A 17,872-nucleotide genomic window follows, 5' to 3' on the forward strand; every position below is an offset into this window, starting at 1 on the left:
CACACCCAGTTGTCAGTTATCCCGGGGAACTGCCCCGGAACTCATGCGGTCCGGCCGTGGTGCGCGATAGCCGTTCGCATGGCCTCGCGGGCCCGTTTCCGGTCCCCTGCGGCGTCGTACGCCGTCGACAGCCGGAACCACACCCGCCAGTCGTCGGGGGCCGCTTCCGCCTCTGACTTGTACCGTCCGAAGGCCTCGTCCGCCGCTGCCCGGTCCACCCGGCCCGACGGCCGGCGCGGCAGATCATCGACCGGCAGACCGCCGGCCGCCTCCAGCTCACGTGCCAGCACCTCGGTCCGGCGGCCGAACTGGATCTCGCGCCAGACCAGATACGCGCCGACCAGCGGGATCACCAGGACCGCGAGCCCGAGCACGACCGGCACCGGCGTACCGACCTTGATCAGCAGAACGCCCCGCCAGCCGATCAGCACGGCGTACGCGACGAACACGACCGCCAGGACGAACGCGGTCTGCTTGGCTCTCATTTCAGGAGAGGTCCATGAAGTGCTCGAGCCCGACGGTCAGACCGGGCGCGCCGCCGATCCGCCGTACGCCGAGCAGGACGCCGGCCATGAACGAGACCCGGGCCATCGAGTCGTGGCGGATCGTCAGCGTCTCGCCCTCGTCGCCGAACAGCACCTCCTGGTGCGCGATCAGGCCACGCAGCCGGACGCCGTGCACCCGGATCCCCTCGACGTCCGCGCCGCGGGCGCCGTCGAGTGCCGTCGTGGTCGCATCCGGGATCGGGCCGGAGCCGGCCTCCCGACGGGCGTCCGCGATCAGTTCCGCCGTACGCCGGGCCGTGCCGGACGGAGCGTCCACCTTGTCCGGGTGGTGCAGCTCGACGATCTCGACGGACTCGTAGTACGGCGCGGCCTTCGCGGCGAACTGCATCATCAGCACGGCCCCGATCGAGAAGTTCGGCGCGATCAGTACGCCGGTCTCCGGGACCTTCTCCAAGAGACCGCGAAGGGTGGCGAGCCGCTCGTCGTCGAAGCCGGTGGTGCCGACGACCGCGTGGATGCCGTGCTCGATGCACCAGGCAAGATTGTCCATCACGACCTCAGGCCGGGTGAAGTCGACGACGACCTCGGCGCCGGCCGCGGTCAGCGCGTCGAGCGCGTCGCCCTGGTCGAGCTGCGCGACCAGCTCACAGTCGGCAGCCTCCTCGACCGCGAGGCACGTCTGAGCGCCCATCCTGCCCTTGGCCCCGAGGACACCGACCTTGATCATGCGCAACCTTCCTGTCCGAACCCACGGCACCGAAGGCAACAGGATCTCATCCGGCCGCGTGGCCGGCCCGCTCGGCCTTCGGTATCCACACCTGCAGACCGATCGTCTGCCGCGCCGGGGCAAGTTGTTCGTAGTCCGCGTGAAAGTCCAGCCCGCAGACCCGCAGGGCGTTGATCTCGACGTCGGAGATCTCGCGGTTCAGGATGACGAGCGGCGGCCTGGACGGGCGCTCCCTGCGGCAGACCTCCTCGATACCGGCGGCGGTCCGCGCACGCTCCTTCGGCGCGATCCACGCTTCACCGAGCGGTCGACCGCCGAGCATCAGCACCAGGCCGGCCATCTTGTCGAACGCGAGCATCGGCCGCCCAGGCGGCTCGGTGTACGGGCGGAGATCGGCGGCCAGGCTGCTGAAGTTCTCCTCGGCCGGCGGCGACAGGTACAGGCCGTCCAACGCGGGGATCGTCGAGGCCGCGGTCAGCTGCGAGTGGCCGACAGAGCGATACGGGTACCGGAACAGGCCGGTGTACGCGATCGTCGATGTCGCGACCAGGGACCCGACCAGCACCAGTCCGACGGTCACCCGGGCCACGACCGGGGCCGCCCAGATGCCGGTCAGGACGGCGATCATGACCGCGGCCCAGGCGGCGAACGCGTTGAAGCCGATCGTGAAGAGCGGGGTGTTCGTGCCGAACGCCTGCACGAGCGGCAGCAGCACGAGCAGCGCGAGGATCACCCAGGTCCGCGTGTTCTCACGGCTGAGCCGGGAGCGGGGCGTGACGCCGAAGCGGCCCGCGATCACGGCGCCGGCTGCGGCCACGACGGCGACCAGTACGGCGGCCAGCAGGGTCTCGGCGTACATCAGGATGTGTTGCGAGCCGCCGACGGCGCCGTCGTCGACGATCACCCGTCGTACGGACAGGATCAGTGCCGCCAGGGCGAAGATCGCGGCGGCGATCCGGAGACGGCGCCAGCGGGCGATGACCGCTACGGCGGTCGCGAGGAGCAGGAGGCCGTGCGCGCTCAGTGTCCGGCCGATCAGTTTGATCGTGCTCGACCAGTAGAGTTGCAGCAGCTCGGCCGGCGAGTACGACGTACCGGCGATGAACTTGTTGACGTCGAGGATGCCCGGCACGGCCACGTTCAGCCGGACCACGAAGAGCTGTACGACGAGGGCCACGAGGGCCAGGCCGCCGAGCGCGAAAAGGATGCCGCGGGCAACGGCTCGCCCGCCCTGGCCGGCCAGTACGACCACCGCGGTGATCACGATCAGTCCGATCACGACGACCGACGTCCACTTGGCCAGCACCATCATGCCGATCACCAGTCCGGCGACGACGAAGATCCAGGACGGGACCGGCGTACCGCGATCGACCGCGGTCGCCATCCACAGCACGCAGGACACCAGCGTCAGCGCGCCGAGCAGCACCACATCGTTGTAGCCGGGCGACTGCGGCAGCCAGCTGTAACACATCCCGCCCGCGGCGAGGATGACCGCCGTACCCGCGGCCTCCCACAGCCGGGTCGGTGGCAGCCCCGGCCGTCGCCCGCGCAGCCAGCGCATGAAGCTGTAGCCGAAGACGAGATGTACGGCGACCACCGTGAACAGCCGGAAGAACCGGAGTTTCACGATGTCGTACCCGAGCCACTCGAACACCGGGCCGTACAGATACTGCACACCGGTCAGCGCCAACGGGTTGCTGTCCCACCACCGGTACGAGAGCAGGTAGTAGCCCTCGTCGGTGATGTCGAACCCTTCGTTGGCGGCCCGGCCCGCGGTGAGAATCCACCACGCCGCCAGCCCGCCGGCCACGACGATCACCCCGGCAAGCAGGACGAACCGTCTGCCTGCCGAGGAAACCGTACTCACGGCCGCAACCCTAGGCCATCACTCTGCAACTATTGCCTAGGCGTGGGAGTAGGCGGCCTGCGCATCCTCCGCGAAGTGGCACGAGACGGTCTGGCCGGACTTGATCTCCCGGAGCGCCGGTACATCGGTACTGCACTTGGCCTCCGCCCGCAGGCATCGGGTGTGGAACCGGCAGCCCGAAGGGGGCATGACCGGCGACGGCGGGTCACCGGCCAGCACGATCCGCTGCCGGCCCTGCCGCGCCAGACCGGGCTCGGCGGACAGCAGCGCCTGCGTGTACGGATGGGCGGGTACGTCGTACACGTGCTGGTGCTCGCCCAGCTCGGCGACCTTGCCGAGGTACATGACCGCGACCCGGTCGGAGACGTGCCGGACCACGGACAGGTCGTGGGCGACGAAGATGATGCTCAGGCCGAGCTCGCGCTGCAGCCGCATCAACAGGTTCACCACCTGCGCCTGCACCGACAGGTCGAGCGCCGACACGGGCTCGTCGCAGAGCAGTACGTCGGGGTTGAGCGCGATCGCCCGCGCGATCCCGATCCGCTGCCGCTGCCCGCCGGAGAACTGGTGCGGGAACTTGGTCTCGTCCTCGGGCCGCAGACCGACCAGCTCGAGCAGCTCGCGGACCCTGGTCCGGATATCGATGCCCTTGCCGACGTCGGGGTGCACCTCGAACGGCTCGCCCACGATCTCACCGACTCGCATCCGCGGGTTGAGACTGGAGTACGGGTCCTGGAACACGACCTGGACGTTGCGCCGCCAGCGCCGCAGCTCGCGGCCCCGGAGCTTGCTGACGTCCACACCGCCGTACTCGATCTGACCCGACGTCGGCTTCTCGAGTGCGGCGAGCAGCCGGACCAGCGTCGACTTCCCGCAACCGGACTCGCCGACGATGCCGAGCGACTCGCCCTTGCGCAGCGTCAGGTCGACGCCGTCGACCGCGCGGACGACGGTCTTGGCGCCGAAGTTCAGCGCCGGACTGATGTCGTAGTGCTTCACGACATCCTTTGCCACCAGCAACTCTTCTGAGGTCGATCCGGGCATCAGACAGCCTCCTTCGCGACGAGCGACGTACGGCGGATGCACGCGGCCTCACGTCCGGGCGCGATCGTCAGCAACGGCGGCACGTCGGCCGCGCAGTCGTCGACGGCGATCGGGCACCGGGTCCGGAACGCGCAGCCGGACGGGATCGCGTGCAGCGACGGCGGCGTCCCGGGGATGGTCGGCAGCTCGCGGCCCTTGAGCTCGGCCGACGGCATCGAGCCCAGCAGCCCTTCGGTATAAGGGTGTACGGGGTTCTCGAGGGCTTCTGCCGTCGCGGCCCGCTCGACCACGTGGCCGGCGTACATCACCACGACGTTGTCGGCGACGTCCGAGACCACGCCGAGGTCGTGCGTGATCAGCACCACGCCCATGTCCCGCTCGGCCTGCAGTTCCGCGATCAGCTCGAGGATCTGGGCCTGCACCGTCACGTCGAGCGCCGTGGTCGGCTCGTCGGCGATCAGTACGTCGGGATCCAGCGCGAGCGCCATCGCCAGCATCACGCGCTGCCGCATCCCGCCGGAGAACTCGTGCGGGTAGTCGCCGACCCGTTTCGCCGCGGCCGGGATCCGCACCTGGTCGAGCATCTCCGCGGCCTTCTTCATCGCGTCGCGCTTCGACATCCCGCGGTGCACCCGGTAGCACTCGGCGATCTGGGTCCCGACCGACTGCACCGGGTTCAGCGCCGACAGCGAGTCCTGGAACACCATCGTGATCCGGTCGCCCACGACCTTGCGGCGTTCCTTCGTGGTCATCTGGATCAGGTCCGCGCCGCGATACTCCGCCGTGCCGGACACGATCCGGCCCGGCGGCATCTCCAGGATCCCGGTCAGTGCCTGCGTCGAGACGCTCTTCCCGGACCCGGACTCGCCCAGGATCGCCAGCATCTCCCCCGCCCGCACCTGCCAGGACACCCCGTCCACGGCCCGCACCGGGCCCCGCGGCGTATCGAACTCGACCGACAGGTTCTCGACCTTGAGCAGTACTTCGCCAGTAGCAGTCATCGCATGAGTTTCGGGTCGAGGGCGTCCCGGATGGAGTCGCCGATGATCATGAACGAGATCGTCATCGTGGAGATGAACAACGCCGGCCAGATGAACAGGTGCGGCGTGTCCCGGTACGACGCCGCGACGCCGAACTGCGAGCCCCACGAGATCGACGGCGGTTGCAGCCCGACCCCGAGGAACGTCAGCGCGGCCTCGAGCCCGACCATGCCGCCGATGCCGAGCGTGGTCATCGCCAGCAGCGGCGCCATCGCGTTCGGGAACACGTGCTTGCGCAGGATCCGCACCGGCGGCACGCCGATCGACCGGGCCGCGAGAACGTACTCGCGGTTGCGGACCGAGAAGACCGTGGCCCGCATCAGCCGCATCCCGCCCGGCCAGCCGATCAGCAGGATGACGCCGACGATGATCCAGATGCTCCGGTTCGCGACCGAGTTCAGGATCACGATCAGCACCACGATGCCGGGGATCGAGAACAGTACGTCGGCGGTCCGCGAGATCAGGCCGTCCACGAAACCCGGGAAGTACCCGGCCAGCAGGCCGAGCGATCCGGCCAGCACGAACACGCCGAAACTCGCGCAGATACTGACCAGCACCGACGGCCGCGCGCCGTAGATGACATTGGCGAAGTAGTCGCAGCCCTGGATGTCGAACCCGAACGGATGCCCCGAACTGCGGCCCTGCCGGCTCTTGGCCAGTTCGCAGAACCGCGGATCGGCGGACGTGAACAGCTTCGGCACCGCCGCCATCGTGAAGAACCCGAGCAGCAGCAGGCTGCAGACGATGAACTGCGGCTTGCGCAGCAGGGCCCGGAGCAGCTCGCGGTTGGACAGGGTGCGGCCGTCGCCGAGTTCCTGCGCCTCGGCGCCGACCGCCGCGGAGATCTGTTCAGACATGGCTTACCTCAAACATTGCGCACCCTCGGATCCAGGACGCCGTACAGGAGGTCGATCAGCAGGTTGATCAGGATGAACGAGATGAACGCGAGCGTGGACAGCAGCACCACGACCCCGCCCTCCTTCAGCTTGATCGCCTGGAACATGAACTGGCCGAGTCCCGGCAGGTTGAAGATGCTCTCGGTGATGATCGCGCCGCCGAACATGCCGGCCAGGTCGAGCCCGATGAACGTGACCACCGGCAGCAGCGCGTTCGGCAGGATGTGCCGCCACAGCACCCGCTGCTCGCCCAGTCCCTTGGCCCGCGCGGTCTTCACGAAGTCGGCGTTCACCGTCTCCACGATCGACGTCCGCAGCAGCCGGGCCAGGCCGGCGAACCCGAGGACGCCGATCACCAGCGCGGGCAGCAGGTACGCGTGCGGGAACCCTTCCAGCACGCCGGACACCGGGAACCATTTCAGCTCGACCCCGAACAGGTACTGCGCGGCGAAGTACGCCACCAGTCCGGGCACCGCGAGCAGCACGAGTGTTGCCAGCAGCAACGACCGGTCGACCCAGCCGTTGCGCTTGAAGCCGGCGTAGATGCCGAAGAACAGTCCGAGCGTCCACTGCACGGCGTTCGCCAGCAGCGTCAGCTTCAGCGTCACCGGGATCCGCAGCCGGAGCTGGTCGGCGATATCCGCACCCGCGAACGTCGTACCGAAGTGCCCGGTGAGGATGTCCTTCATGCTCAGCAGGTACTGGACGATGAAGGGGTCGTCCAGGTGGTACTGCGCGCGCTTGGCGGCGAGCACCGCGGCGGGGATCGGCTTGTCGCCGGCCAGCTCCCGCAGGGGGTCTCCGGGCATCGCGAAGACGAGCGCGAAGACCCCCAGCGTCACCAGCACACCGATCGGTACCGCCGCCAGTGCACGGCGCAGGACGAAACGGATCACTTGAAGGTGGCCCAGAGCGCCGAGACGCCGACGAACTTCGAGACCCGCGGCTCGATCTTCGCCGAGTGCAGGTACGCGTTCGACTTCGTGTAGAGCGGGATCAGCGGCATGTCCTCGAGCGCGATGTCCTCGGCCTGCTGGTACAGCTTGATCGCCTTCTCCGGATCCGGTTCGGCGTCACCCTTGGCCAGTACGGCGTCCAGCGCCGGATTGGCGTAGCCGGCGAAGTTCGCGTCACCGTTGGACTTGAACATCGGCGTCAGGTAGTCCTCGATCGACGGGTAGTCGTGACCCCAGCCGCTGAAGCGCAACCCGTCCAGCTTGCGGCTGTCGGCCAGCTCGCCGATCTCCGATCCCTGCTTACCGGTGTACTTGACGGTCAGGCCGAGGTTCTGCCGGAGCATGTTGCCGATCGCCTCGGCGAAGATCTGGCCGGTCGCCGACGAGGTGTTGTAGTTGATGTTCACCGGGCCGGAGAAACCGCCGGCCTCCTGCAGCAGCTGCTTGGCCTTGGCGGCGTCGAAATCGCAGTACTTGCAGGCGTTGTCGCGGTACCCGGCCATGTCCGGCGCGACCAGACCCTTGGCGGGCTCGGACAGGCCGACCAGGTCCGCGAAGGCCTTCCGGTCGATCGCCATCGAGAACGCGTGCCGCAGCTTCGGGTTCTTGAACCGGGCGTCCCAGGCCGGGATCACCAGGTAGTTGGCGCCGGAGCTGATGCTGGTCACCCATTGGTCGGGGGCGTCGGTCTTGAAGCTCTTCACCTTGGTCGGCGGCACATCGACGAAGTCCACGTTGCCGGCCAGGAACTCGTTGTACGCCGTGTCCGCGTTCGGGATGAACCGGTACGTGATCTCGTCGGCCTGCGGTACCAGCGGGCCCTTGTAGCCGTCCCACTTGGCCAGCTTGATGTCGTCACCGGCGTTCCAGTCGGCGGCGAGCTTGAACGGGCCGTTGCCGATCGGCTTGCGCTTGTACGCGTCCGGGTTCTTCCGCACTTCTTCCGGCAGCGGCGCGAGGCCGAGGTACTGCAGCGTCAGGCCGAACTGCGAGAACGGCACCTTCAGCTTGACCGAGAAGGTCAGGTCGTCGATCTGCTTCAGGCCGCTCAGCGCCTTCACCGCCGTCGGCTTCGGTGTGGCACCGTCCGGGGTCGGCGGGTTCAGGGCGTCGTACCCGTCGACCTTGGAGAAGAAGCCGTTGTTCTTCCAGGCGTTCGAGCCCATCGCGGTCATGTTCCAGCTGTCCACGTAGTCCTTCGCGGTCAGCGGCTGGCCGTTCTGGAAGGTGTTGCCGGCCTTCAGCTTGATCGTCCAGGTCTGGCTGGTCTTGTCCGGCGTGACCGAGTCGGCCATCACGTTCTGCAGCTTGCCGGTCTCCGGGTCCGTGGTCACCAGCGGGGCGAACATCGCCATCGCGACCTGAATGCCCGGACTGCCGTTCTCGTTCAGCGGGTTGATGTACTCCAGCGGGTCGGCAGCGATCGCGATGACCTCGCTCTTGCTGCCGGAGCCGCCGCCGGAGCCGCTGCTCTTGCCGTCTCCACACGAGGCGAGCACGAGAGCCAATCCCAGTGCCACCCCCACTACCCCACTCAGACGTCGCACGGTCAAACCAACTTTCCTCGGCGGGAGGGCCGCTAGGCGGGCGGATCAAGCGTCATGGTGGCTGGTCGAAACTGCACATGTCAACGTTGTCAGGTGCAAAGCGGCGGCGTGTAACTCAGGCGTTACTTTGCCAAGACCTCAGATGACCAGCCCACAGTCGCGGAGCGAGCGTCCACTTAATCAGATCAGTACGCCAGAGTCATCTGATGACAGGTCAGATCCTGGCAAAACTCATCTCTGCGCACAGTTGCGCACTCCGAGCACTTGTCAGCGGTAACCGGCCGCTTGCAGACTGTAGAGCTCGGCGTAGGTGCCGCCCGTTGTCATCAGTTCGTCATGCGTACCGCGCTCGGTCACGAGGCCCTTCCCCAGTACCACGATGAGATCCGCCGAGCGCACGGTCGAGAAGCGATGTGAGATGAGCAACGTGATCCGCCCGTCCGCACGTCCGGCCCGTGCCTCGGCGGCCAACCGGTCGAAGACGGCCGCCTCGGTCTGCGGGTCCAGTGAGGCGCTCGGTTCGTCCATGATCATCAGCAGCGGCGCCGGGCGGACGAGTGCGCGGGCGATCGCCAGCTTCTGCCATTGCCCGCCGGAGAGTTCGACGCCGTCGACCCACGAAGTACCGAGTTGGGTATCGAGGCCCTGCGGCAACGTGTCCACGAAGCTCGCGTCCGCCTTCGTGAGGGCGGTTCGCACTTGGTCCGGCGGCTCGGACAGTCCACCGACCGCGACGGCCTCGCCAACCGTCAGCTGGTATCTGACGAAGTCCTGGAAACCGGCGCTGACCTTCTGCCGGTACTCCTCGAGGTCCATCGTGGCGAGATCGACGCCGTCGACCAGCACCGCACCCGTGGCGGGCCGGTACATACCGGTGAGGAGCTTGACCAGGGTCGACTTGCCCGCGCCGTTCTCGCCGACGATGGCGACCGTGCGACCGGCAGGGAGGAACAGGTCGGTCCCGGGGAGGGCGAGGCGATCTGAGCCGTAGCCGAAGGTGACCTGCTTCAGCTCGATGCCGTGCGTCAGACGATCCGGCGTCGGCACGGTGCCGGGTTCCTCTTCGGCCTGCTGTGCAAGCCAGAAGTAGTGCTCGGCCGTTGTGCGCACGCGCAGTACGGTGCCTGCGAGGTCGAGGACGCGGTTCGCCGCGCTCACCACGGCGCCGGCCAGTGCGAGGGCCAAGGCCACGTCACCTGGGGTGACACTCGCCTCATGAAGGATCAGCACCATTGCGGCGACGTACGCGAGCGGGAACACCGACCAGCCGACGGACCCGATCAGGACCGAGCGGAAGAGCGCCTCGTGGGCGATTGAGTTGGCCTTGTCGGATGCGTCGCGGTGGTGCCTCAACAGCTCGTCGCCCATTGAGGCGACGTGTAGTTCCTGTGCCGACGTCGGGGCGACCGACAGCATGAACAGCTGTTGTGCGAGCCTGCGTTGCGAAGCGGCCTCCAGCTCCGATCGTCGGCGAATCCGTTCGGCCCGGCGGCTCAACCACAGCGAGGGAATCGCTACCAGCGGCAGCACCACGAGTATCGGCATCAGGTCCGCCAGCAGGACAGTGCTGATCACCAGTTGGGCCACGACGAACAGGCCGATGAACGGCATGGTGACGCTGTCCGCGAGATCCGGTGCCTCCCGCCGCAGTGTCTGTAGCCGGTCCAGGAACTCGGGTCGCTCGAAGTGCTGGATCTGCGGTGCACCGGCGGCCAGCCTCAGTACCCTGCGCTCGGCGACGAAGCTGGAGCGCTCGCGCATCCGGATCGTTGCCCAGCGATACCCGATCGGGGCCACCAGTACGAAGGTGAGTGCGACGCCGACCGCGATGCCTCCGGCAACTATCTGCCGCGGTTCGCCGGACACCACGCCGTCGACCAACGGCCGTACGCCGAGCGCGACGAGCAGCGGGCTGATGAAACTCGACATCGTGACGACTGTGTAGAGCGTGAACAGGCCGGGACCGATCTCCCAGCCGAGGCCGATCAGCAGACGCGCGGTGGCGACCCATGACTTCATTCCGGGCCTCCCTCGAAGCGAGCCGCCTGAAGGCGGAACAGGTGGGCGTAGGTGCCGTCTCGCTCGAGTAGCTCGTCGTGCGATCCCCGCTCGATCACCCTGCCTTCGTCGAGGACGACGATGGACGAGGCCTGGCGCACGGTCGAGAAGCGGTGCGAGATCAGGATCGTGGTCAGCCCTGCGGTCAGGTCGAGGAAACGCCGGTAGAGCTCGGCTTCGGAGCGGGCGTCCAGGTGCGCCGCCGGTTCGTCCAGTACCAGTACGGATGCACCCTGTTGGACGGCGTACAGCGCTCTCGCGAGGCCGAGCCGTTGCCACTCGCCGCCGGACAGCTCGACACCGCCGTCGAACTCCGCGGAGAGCACCGTCTCCCCGCCGTTCGGCAGCGCCTCGACGATGCTCTTCGCTCCTGCACGCTCGACTGCGATCCCAATGTCTGCGTCACCGCGACCGAACCGGACATTGGCGTGCGCCGACATCGGCAGCCGCACGGGCTGTTGGAAAACGACCGCCAGTCTGCGCCGCCAGTCGTCGGTGTCGAGATCCTGCAGCTCGACGCCGTCGATCAGGACTGTGCCCTCGTTCGGTTCGTACAGACCGCAGAGCAGCTTGACGAGGCTGGTCTTGCCGGCACCGTTCGCGCCGACGACTGCGAGCGATTTCCCGGCCGGAATGACCAGGTCGAGGTCCTTCAGTACCCGCCGGTTCGTGCCCGGATAGCCGAAAGACACGTTGCGGAAGGCGATCTCGCGTTCCGGCATGCCGGTTGCCGGCTGCGATCCATGAGCGATTGTGGCCGTCGGTGCGATCGCGCCCATCGCCTCGTCGTACCGATCGAGGGTTGCGAGGGCGAGTTCCGTCTGCAGGCCGGACCACGACGACTGCTGGATGCCGCCCAACGCGATCAGGAACGTCTGGACGTACGTCGCCGTCGGGCCGACGGCGAGGCGCCCGGCCATCGCCTCGCGGACCACGAGCACGATGCCGCCCAGCACGACAACACCCAGGAACGCAGTCGCAATGAGCGGACGACGGCCGGCCGGAGTCAGGATCCGCTGCATCGTCGCGGCCCAGGTCTCGCCATGGCGACCGACGAGGAACTCCGGCAGTCCGAACAGGCGGATCTCCTTGGCGGCCGGCGGTGTGGTTCCCAAGTCGTTGAAGTACCGCATCCGGCGCGCCGACTCTGTCGCGCCGTAGTGGTGCCCCGCTTCGGTGCGGGACGCGACCCGGTCCTCGTACGCCGCCCACACACCGGCCACGAGCAAACCCGCGCCGAGCCACCAATGGAATCCGGCGAGGATGACGCCCGAGGCCAGCAGAATGATCCGGCCGGTGGCCAATCCACCGATCGTGTTCGCGAGCCGGCCCGGCCGCGCCCAGTCCGCCCGGAAGGTGTCACGCCCAACTTCCACGAGCGCCGCCGTCGCAGGATCCTCCAAGTGCCGAACGCCGCTAGGCGCGGCCACAGCCCGCATCAACTCGTGCTGCAGCCGCGCATCCACCCGCTCCCCCAACGCAGTAGCCGCTGCCCGCTGCAACGCCCCACCGAGCCACTGCAGCAACAAACACACACCGGCCACCACAGCCCACCCCACCGCGTGACCCCGATCCCCCCGAGCAACCCCCGCAACCACCTGCCCCAGCGCCACCGCAGTCCCCACCGGCGCCCCAGCCGCCAACACCACCATGCCCGTCGTGAGCACCACCAGCCCGCGCCCCGCTCCCCAGGCCACGCCCGCAAACCGCCAGAGCCCACTCACCACCCAAGTCAACAACACGAGGCGTTCACCGGGTATGGGTGAGGGCTTGGGTGGCGAACAGGCGGGCAAAGCGGGTGGTTGGGTCGGTCATCAGTTCGTCGTACGTGCCTTGCTGGGCGACTGTGCCGTTGTCGATGACGTAGATGCGGTCCATCTCGCGGAGGGTCCAGGCTCGGTGGGAGACGACGATCGTGATGCGGTCGGCGCTGGTACGGCGGAGGTCGGTGAAGATCTCGTGCTCCGCCTTGGCGTCGATCGCGGAGGTCGGCTCGTCGAGGATCCAGACGCCGGCGTCACGCAGCCGGATCCGCGCCAGCGCCAGCCGCTGCCACTGGCCGCCGGAGATGCCGGTGCCGCCCCATTGCTGACCGAGTTGCATGTCGAGTGGGAGATCGGCGGCGAAGGTGCCGGCCAGCGCGTCGCGGATGGCCTGGTCCGTGACGACATCCGGCGCGCCGAGGCCGACCGCGTCCCGGAGCGTGAACTCGAAACGTCCGAACTCCTGCACCAGCAGGCCGAAGTGTGCGAGCCGCTCGTCCTCTGCCAGCGCGTCGGCATCTGCTCCGTCGATCAGCACCCGCCCGCTGTCGGGGGTCAACGCACCGACCAGCAAGTTGATCGCGGTCGACTTGCCCGCCCCGTTCACGCCGACGAGCGCAATCATTTCGCCTCGACGAGCTTCGATGGACACGTCCCGAAGGCTCGGCTCGGCGGTGCCCGGGTAGCCGAACGTGACGTTGTCCAAGGCAACGGAATCGACGCGTCGGACCACCGCACTGCGCGGGCCGGCAGGCACGCTGCGCACGAACCTGCGGTAGATCGCGGCCTGCGGAGCCGCGGTGACGATACTGCCGAATGCGTACCCACACTGGCGAATCGCGTTCAGTCCGGTGATCGTGCCGGCCACCGCCGCAGCCGCCGCGCCCCCAGTCGCACCGCCGCGCACCAAAGCGACCAGCGCACCCCCGAACAGCAGCACCGTGACCAGCGCCGCACCCAGCTCGTACAACAACGCCGCACGAATCATCCGATCGAGGACCCAGGTCGCCCCCGCACGACTACCAGCGACGAGACCGGCCACTTTCCACCCCGAACCCAGCACCGCCAGCTCGGTCCCGGGGCGCTGCTGGATCAGTTGCTCGGTCGCGTATGCCGCTCTGCGTTCGTGCTCGGCGACCCACGGCCAGCCCTGGGCCTCCATCCTCGAGATCAACGTGAACGCGAGAACGGTGGCGCCAACGCACCAAGCACGAGCAGGCCGGAGACGAGATTGATCGACGCGATCGCCAGGCACAGTACGACGGACGTCACCGCCGCGCTGAGCAACTGCACCGGCTTGCCGGCCACGTCACTGATCGGATGCGTCGCACTCTGACTCGCTTCCAGATCGCGAACCGTCTCGGGCTCGGCCAGCCGGCTCGGGCTCAGCCGGGCGGCGACGCGAGCAAGCTCGATCCGCAACTCGAGCCGGAGACGCAGCATCATCCGCTGGCCGACGCAGTTCGACACCTGGGTCAGCGGATACATCGACCCGACCACCACGGTCAGCCCGAGCAAGGGACGCCAGACGTCACCGCTGTCGACCAAGTCGCGGATCAGCACGACCTGCGCACCGGGCAGAATTGCCAGCAGTAGTTGGAGAACCGAGTACGTCGTGAGCCATCCCGGGGTGATCCGGACGGCGTCGGTCAACGATTCACGGGCAGTACGGAACGCGTCGAGCACGATGATCCTCGCAAGGCAGGCCGGAGCCGCACCGGTGTTCCGGCGCGGATCGCGTCGGCCGCAAATTGCATGTCATCCCAGCAAGCAGGCCCAGCCCGTGCATCCAGGGATCCAGTGGCAGATCACGCATGACGTCTTCGGTTCAACCTATCCCGGCGGGAGGAGCTGGGTCACCAGGGCGTCCGCCGTCCAGCTCTCCCAGCGGGACGGGTCCCAGCCGCGGCGGGCCGTCAGCAGGTGGTACAGCTCAGGGCTCAGCAGGGCGAGCGTGATGTCGGTCGCCATCGCCGTGTCGAGACCTTCGCGGAGGGCCGTCTTGGCGGCGAGTGCTGCGGTCATCCGCTCCATCACGACGGCACGCTGGGCATTGTTGGTCTCCCAGAGCTCATGGATCTCCGGATCAGCAGTGGCCGCATGCGCGACGACCTGGAGAATCGGCGCGACCCGCTCGTAGACCTCGCGGGCCAGCCGTGTCTGCGTGCGCAACTGCGCCACCGGATCCGGGTCGTCGATCGCCGCCAGCACCTGCGGACGCTCCAGGTTCGGTACGGGCTCGTCGTCGCCGGCCACCGCCACGTCGAGGAGCTCGCCGAGCAGCGCCCGCTTGGTGCGGAAGGTGAAGTACAGCGTCTGCACCGCCATGCCGGCCTCGTCGGCGATCGCCTGCATCGACGTCGCGGCGTACCCCCGGGTCGTGAACAGCGTTTGCGCCGCCCTGCGCATCCGCTGCCGGTTGGCCTGGGTCTGTTCCGCTCGTCGTGTCATGGACGGACAGCATAGCAGTTGACTAGAGCGAGCCTCTAGTGATTCGCTAGTGGAACACTCTAGCGAAAGCAGACCGCCATGACCGAGACCCTCCCCGCGCCGACCGGCCTGCGCCGGCAGTTGCGCGCCACCGCCCGCTTGACCGCCTTCAGCGGCGGGCCGCTGTTCTGGCTCGGCACCCTGCTGCATCCCGCCCGCGACGGCTGGAGCATCGCAGCGGTCGGCGAGCGGTACGGACTCACCCACGACCTCCAAGCCCTCGGCCTCGGCCTGCAGGTCGTCAGCCTGGCCAGCATGATTGCGCTGAGCAACCAACGCCGTGAGCTCCGGTCCTGGTACGCCGCGATGGCCGGGACGCTGTTCTGGTTCGCGTTGATCGTCTTCGACGGATCGCACAACCCGGTGCGCGCGGAGTACGCGCCGAGCATGGTCCACGAGCCGGCCGACCTGAGCACACCGGCCGCACTCATCGTGTTCCCGGCGCTGCTGATCTTCCCGCTGGGCTACGTCTGGCTCGGGCGGACGCTGAGCCGGCGGGGGCTGCGTCTGGCCGGCATACTCCTCGGCGTCGGCGCCATCGCTTACACCCTCGGCGGCCTGTTCATCTTCACGTCCGGTCCGCGCTTCGGGTTGATCCAGATCTTCGAGGTCGCCGGCGCGACGCTGTACGCAATCGGCTACTTCTTGCTGGGACGCCGCGCATGACCCCCACCGAGATCCTCCAGGACCTGATGTCGCCTGCGGGGCGTGCCGATCCGTTCCCGCTGTACGCCGCTGCGCATCGCCTCGGCCCGCTGCTCCCGGTGACCGACGACATCTTCCTGGTCGTCGGGTACGCCGCCGTGAACGAAGTCCTGCGCAACCCGGTGTTCGAGATCCCGGCCGAGCCGTCGAGCCAGCCGTCGCTCGAATTGATGCAGCGCTCGATCCTGCGCGCGAATCCACCGGACCACGGGCGGATGCGCTCACTGCTCTCGCAGGTCTTCACACCGCGCCGGGTCGCGGGGCTGCAGCCTGCCATCGAGGCCGCGGTCGACGAGCTGCTCAACGGGCTTGCGGCGGAGGTCGACTTCATGGACAGGTTCGCGTTCCAGCTCCCGGTGACAGTCATCTGCGAGCTGCTCGGCGTACCGACGGACGACCGGCATCGCTTCCGCCCACTCGCCTCAGATCTCACAGCGGCGCTCGAGCTCACCGATGCGTCGGACGCCGCTGCTGACGCGGCGGCCCGAGAGCTGGGTGAATACTTCGCTTACCTGATCCAGGACCCGCCGCCCGACGGCCTGGTCGCTGCGCTGGTCGCCGCCCGGCAGCGCTTGTCGGACGAGGAACTGCTCGCCAACCTGATCCTGTTGCTGGTGGCCGGCTTCGAGACCACCACGGATCTGCTGGGCAACGGCCTGGCGATCCTGCTCCGACAGCCCGATCTGCCAACGAATGCAGCCTTCGTCGAGGAGGTACTGCGCTACGACTCCCCCGTGCAGGTGACGACCCGCGTCGCCCGGGAACGCTCGGAGATCGTGGGCACGCCGATTCCAGCAGCGAGCAATCTCGTGCTCTTGCTGGGTGCGGCGAATCGTGACCCCGAGCGCTTCCCCGACCCCGACAGGTTCGACCCACTGCGCCCCGGCAACAAGCCGTTGAGCTTCGGCGCCGGCGCGCACATCTGTCTCGGCAACAGCCTCGCCCGGCTGGAGGCCACGGTCGCCTTCGACCGCCTGCGCCCCTTCACGATCACACCGAACGGCGAACCGACCCGGCGCGACCGCCTGGTCCTGCGCGGCTACCAGACCCTACCGATCAGACTCTCGGGCGGCCGGTGACGAGCGTGAGCAGGAGCGACGCGGCGATGAGCGTGATGCCGAAGTAGATGACGCTGTTCACGCCTGCGTGGTCGGCGAACAGGCCGCCGAAGAGTGCGCCGAGGGCGATCGAGGTGTTGTACGCCATCGTGTTGAGCGACATGGCTGCCTCGAAGGTCTCGGGAGCGGCGGCCTGCGTGAGGTTCACCTGGCACAGCTGGACCACGCCGAACGACGTACCCCACAGCACCAGTGCGACGACCTGACCGACAGGCCACTGACCGACGGTCAGCAACAGCAGCAGGGCCGCGGCGGCACCCGCACAGCCCGCCATGAAACCGGCGCGGCTGTTCCAGGACACCACTCGTCCGCCGATGAAGTTGCCGGCCGCCCCAGCCGCGCCGTACGCCATCAGCACGGCGGTGATGAACGCCGGTGACGCGGACGACTCGCCTTCCAGGAAGGGCCGGACGAAGGTGTACGCGCCGAAGTGCCCGAGGACGAACAGCATCACCATCAGCATCACCACCCGAAGTCGCGCGTTGCTGACCGGGAGCGCGAACACTGCCCGCACGGGCACCGCGTTGTCGGACGGCAACGAGGGAATCGCGACGACGACCGCGACCAGGACGAGCAGGCTCAGCCCCGACCAGATCAGGAACGTGGCGCGCCAGTCGGTCCGGCTCTCGAGGAAGATCCCGAGCGGGATGCCGACGACCGCCGCGACCGAGATGCCGGACATGACGACCGCGGCCGCCTTGCTCGCGTCCCGCTCGGCCACCAGGCGCATCGCCATGCTGACGCCGATCGCCCAGAACACCCCGCTGGCGAACCCCATGCACAGCCGGGTGGCCAGCATCAACGGGAAGTTGGGCGCGATCGCGGTCACCAGGTTTCCCACGGTCAGCACCGACAACAGGACGGCCAGCAGGAGGCGGCGATTGACCCGCCGGCTCCACGCGACGATGAACGGTACGCCGAGGCCGGCCGAGACGCCGTACAGCGTCACCATCAGGCCGGCGACCCCGACCGGGACGCCGAGGCTGGTACTCAACGGGGTGAGGAGGCCGACGGGCATCAGTTCGGTGGTCAGGAAGACGAACAGGCTGGCGGTGATCGCGGCGACCCCCAGCCACGAACGAGTCGTCGAGGCCCGCTGCTTCGTGAGGACGGGTTGATTGGTCACCCTGGCAGTTTCCGGCCGGGACGATCAAT

Annotated in this window: 16 protein-coding genes; 2 read left to right on the forward strand and 14 right to left on the reverse strand. The window is 68.1% G+C overall.

Annotation, left to right across the window (positions count from 1 at the left end; all coding sequences use genetic code 11):
* Positions 1-41 precede the first annotated feature (41 nt).
* From EV137_RS06300 to EV137_RS06360, 13 genes are all read right to left on the reverse strand, one after another.
* On the reverse strand, positions 42-485 hold the full coding sequence (locus tag EV137_RS06300) for a hypothetical protein (RefSeq protein WP_133998498.1): 444 nt from the start codon (positions 483-485) through the stop codon (positions 42-44).
* A gap of 1 nt (position 486) precedes the next feature.
* Positions 487-1,233, reverse strand: a complete 747-nt coding sequence (gene dapB / locus EV137_RS06305) for a 4-hydroxy-tetrahydrodipicolinate reductase (RefSeq protein WP_202870823.1) — start codon at positions 1,231-1,233, stop codon at positions 487-489.
* 46 nt (positions 1,234-1,279) lie between these two features.
* Positions 1,280-3,100, reverse strand: coding sequence for a hypothetical protein (locus EV137_RS06310; protein ID WP_134127111.1), 1,821 nt, complete (start codon positions 3,098-3,100; stop codon positions 1,280-1,282).
* Positions 3,101-3,136: 36 nt separating this feature from the next.
* Positions 3,137-4,144, reverse strand: coding sequence for an ABC transporter ATP-binding protein (locus tag EV137_RS06315; RefSeq protein WP_133998508.1), 1,008 nt, complete (start codon positions 4,142-4,144; stop codon positions 3,137-3,139).
* Entirely contained in the window at positions 4,144-5,145 is a 1,002-nt protein-coding gene (locus EV137_RS06320) for an ABC transporter ATP-binding protein (RefSeq protein WP_134127113.1), read from the reverse strand. Before EV137_RS06320 ends, EV137_RS06315 begins: the two co-directional genes overlap by 1 nt.
* Complete coding sequence (locus tag EV137_RS06325; protein ID WP_131341838.1) at positions 5,142-6,041, reverse strand: ABC transporter permease; 900 nt, start codon at positions 6,039-6,041, stop codon at positions 5,142-5,144. The genes EV137_RS06320 and EV137_RS06325 overlap by 4 nt, the downstream gene beginning before the upstream one ends.
* A gap of 8 nt (positions 6,042-6,049) precedes the next feature.
* Positions 6,050-6,976, reverse strand: a complete 927-nt coding sequence (locus EV137_RS06330; RefSeq protein WP_133786276.1) for an ABC transporter permease — start codon at positions 6,974-6,976, stop codon at positions 6,050-6,052.
* On the reverse strand, positions 6,973-8,556 hold the full coding sequence (locus tag EV137_RS06335; RefSeq protein WP_238175124.1) for a peptide ABC transporter substrate-binding protein: 1,584 nt from the start codon (positions 8,554-8,556) through the stop codon (positions 6,973-6,975). The genes EV137_RS06330 and EV137_RS06335 overlap by 4 nt, the downstream gene beginning before the upstream one ends.
* A 294-nt stretch (positions 8,557-8,850) precedes the next feature.
* Positions 8,851-10,602 carry an ABC transporter ATP-binding protein gene (locus EV137_RS06340; RefSeq protein WP_134127115.1) on the reverse strand — a complete coding sequence of 584 codons (1,752 nt, stop codon included), beginning with the start codon at positions 10,600-10,602 and terminating at the stop codon, positions 8,851-8,853.
* Positions 10,599-12,365: an ABC transporter ATP-binding protein gene (locus tag EV137_RS06345; protein WP_202870824.1), complete on the reverse strand. Its 1,767-nt coding sequence runs from the start codon at positions 12,363-12,365 to the stop codon at positions 10,599-10,601. Before EV137_RS06345 ends, EV137_RS06340 begins: the two co-directional genes overlap by 4 nt.
* 25 nt (positions 12,366-12,390) lie before the next feature.
* Positions 12,391-13,566, reverse strand: coding sequence for an ATP-binding cassette domain-containing protein (locus tag EV137_RS06355; protein WP_238175125.1), 1,176 nt, complete (start codon positions 13,564-13,566; stop codon positions 12,391-12,393).
* Between the two features lie 8 nt (positions 13,567-13,574).
* Positions 13,575-14,090 carry a 6TM ABC transporter family protein gene (locus tag EV137_RS41310; RefSeq protein WP_238175126.1) on the reverse strand — a complete coding sequence of 172 codons (516 nt, stop codon included), beginning with the start codon at positions 14,088-14,090 and terminating at the stop codon, positions 13,575-13,577.
* A 147-nt stretch (positions 14,091-14,237) separates the two neighbouring features.
* Positions 14,238-14,855, reverse strand: coding sequence for a TetR/AcrR family transcriptional regulator (locus EV137_RS06360; RefSeq protein WP_202870825.1), 618 nt, complete (start codon positions 14,853-14,855; stop codon positions 14,238-14,240).
* Positions 14,856-14,933: 78 nt separating this feature from the next.
* On the opposite strand from EV137_RS06360, the gene EV137_RS06365 reads away from it, so the two are divergent.
* Positions 14,934-15,560 carry a hypothetical protein gene (locus EV137_RS06365; RefSeq protein WP_134127119.1) on the forward strand — a complete coding sequence of 209 codons (627 nt, stop codon included), beginning with the start codon at positions 14,934-14,936 and terminating at the stop codon, positions 15,558-15,560.
* Positions 15,557-16,678 carry a cytochrome P450 gene (locus EV137_RS06370; protein WP_134127121.1) on the forward strand — a complete coding sequence of 374 codons (1,122 nt, stop codon included), beginning with the start codon at positions 15,557-15,559 and terminating at the stop codon, positions 16,676-16,678. Before EV137_RS06365 ends, EV137_RS06370 begins: the two co-directional genes overlap by 4 nt.
* Here EV137_RS06370 and EV137_RS06375 read toward each other — a convergent pair.
* Positions 16,656-17,843, reverse strand: a complete 1,188-nt coding sequence (locus EV137_RS06375) for an MFS transporter (protein WP_134127123.1) — start codon at positions 17,841-17,843, stop codon at positions 16,656-16,658. The two genes, EV137_RS06370 and EV137_RS06375, sit on opposite strands and share 23 nt — an antisense overlap.
* Between the last annotated feature and the right edge of the window lie 29 nt (positions 17,844-17,872).

The sequence above is a fragment of the Kribbella pratensis genome (assembly GCF_004366075.1).
In the GTDB taxonomy this organism is placed as follows: domain Bacteria; phylum Actinomycetota; class Actinomycetes; order Propionibacteriales; family Kribbellaceae; genus Kribbella; species Kribbella pratensis.